This is a genomic window from Streptomyces sp. (assembly GCF_050698815.1).
In the GTDB taxonomy this organism is placed as follows: domain Bacteria; phylum Actinomycetota; class Actinomycetes; order Streptomycetales; family Streptomycetaceae; genus Streptomyces.
The window spans coordinates 1-1,916 of sequence record NZ_JBOHCV010000233.1 but is presented as its reverse complement, the minus strand read 5'-3'; the positions used below and the strand labels follow the sequence as shown (position 1 = coordinate 1,916).

The 1,916-nt window shown below is 71.2% G+C and carries 2 protein-coding genes; one reads left to right on the top strand and one right to left on the bottom strand.

Annotated elements, in window-relative coordinates:
* Nucleotides 1-1,029: hypothetical protein (locus ACRDP3_RS08560; protein WP_431516251.1), on the top strand; the 1,029-nt coding region annotated here is incomplete at its 5' end.
* Nucleotides 1,030-1,086: 57 nt separating this feature from the next.
* Here ACRDP3_RS08560 and ACRDP3_RS08555 read toward each other — a convergent pair.
* A partial coding sequence (locus ACRDP3_RS08555) for a sugar phosphate nucleotidyltransferase (protein WP_431516250.1) occupies nucleotides 1,087-1,916 on the bottom strand: 830 nt, incomplete at its 5' end.

The following is a 1,916-nucleotide window of genomic DNA, read 5'->3' as shown; positions in this document are numbered from 1 at the left end:
CACGGCATGGAGATCCTGCGCACCGCTACGGCCCGGCGCCCCGAACACGCCCTGGCGGTACTGCACTTCACCGTCCAGCGCCCGCTCCTCCCCGTACTGCGCGCGATCGGCCACCGGCACACGGCCGGGCCCGACCCGCTCACCGGCCCGTTCGCGCCGGAGCAGTTGCTGGGCGACCTCGCCGAAGTACGTGTCGGCGCCGACGGGTTCTCGATCGGCCGCCCCTACACCGTCGCCTTCCTCACCCCCGACGAGCAGCACGCGCCGGCGCTCCGCGCCGATGCCGAGGCGGCGCTGCCCGCGGGTGCCGACCGCTGGCTGTGGCAGCTCGCCTCCCGCTCGACACCCGTGGACTTCCCGCTGGCTCCCGAGATCGCGGCGGAGGAACTCGACCGAGCCGTGCGCGTCTCGGCCGACTGGAGCGCGCTGGTGCTGCGGCACGGGGCGGCCTTCCTGGGCCACCGGGCCGACACCGGCGACGGTGACTTCTACGATTTCGGCGCCCTCCACGCCCGTACCGTCTACCTCGACGCGCTGCTGCTCGGATCGCTCCAGCGCGACCACATCGACGAACTCACCGACGAGCTCTCCGGCATCTTCGACTCCGCCCGGCTGGCCGCCGGAGTCGCCTCGCTGGAGAAGAACATCGCACTCTTCCGCAGCACCTACTGGCGCCAGCACCTGACCGCCCACGGTCCGGCCAACGCGCTGCTGCTCGCCTTCCAGGCACAGCACCGGCTGCCCGTCCGCTTCAGCGAAATCCTTGCCGAGGCCGCGGACTACAGCAGGCTGGTCCAGACGCAGGAGAACCAGCAGATCAGCGGCGCGCTCGGCGTCCTCACCATTCTCGGTCTGCCGCTGGGCACCGCCCTGGGCATCCTCCAGGTCCTCGGCGACCAGTCCCCGACCCACCTGCTCGTCGCCCTGGCCGCCTCCATCGCCGCGACCGGCGCCGTCCTCACCACGCGCTACGGGCGCCTGGTGCTGTCCTCCCTACGCGGCAGCGCCGGCCCGAAGCCGCCGGACTGACAACCGTCTGCCTGCGACCCTCGCCGGCGAGCTGAGGCATGGCTGTACGGAGAGCGCTCAATCCAGCACGTGCCGGCCCTTGCCCAGGGCGACGATGCCCTCCGGGGAGACCGTGCAGTACGCCGCGTCGTGTTCGCCGTTGACGCCGATCGTGGCGCCGTCCGGTACGACGACGTTCTTGTCCAGGATCGCCTGCCGTACGACCGACCCGCGGCCCACCCGTACGCCCGGGAGCAGCACCGCGCCCTGCACCACCGCGCCCTCCTCGACCACCACGCCGGGTGCCAGCACCGAACCCGTCACCTGCCCGGCGATGACGGCGCCCGCACTGACCATCGACTCTCTCGCGATGCCGCCGGCCACGAACTTCGCCGGTGGCAGCTGCGCCTGGTTGGTGAAGATGGGCCAGTCGCGGTTGTAGAGGTTGAAGACGGGGTTCGGCGAGATCAGGTCCATGTGCGCGTCGTAGTACGCGTCGAGGGTACCCACGTCACGCCAGTAACCGTGGTCGCGTTCGCGCTCGCCGGGGACCTCGTTGCCGTCGAAGTCGTAGACCTGGGCCTGGCCGCGCTCGGTGAGCAGCGGCAGGATGCTGCCGCCCATGTCGTGTACGGAGTCCTCGTCCTCGGCGTCCTGCCGCAGCGCCTCGAGGAGGACGCTGGTGGAGAAGATGTAATTGCCCATCGAGGCGAACACGTGGTCCGGGTCGTCGGCCAGGCCCGGCGGGTCGGCCGGTTTCTCCAGGAACTCCCTGATCCGGGTGTCGTGCGGCACCGTGCCGATGACACCGAACGAGGCGGAGTGTTCGCGCGGCACCTTGATGCCCGCGACGGTCACGCCCGCGCCGGTCGCGATGTGCTGCCGCAGCATCTGGCGGGGGTCCATGC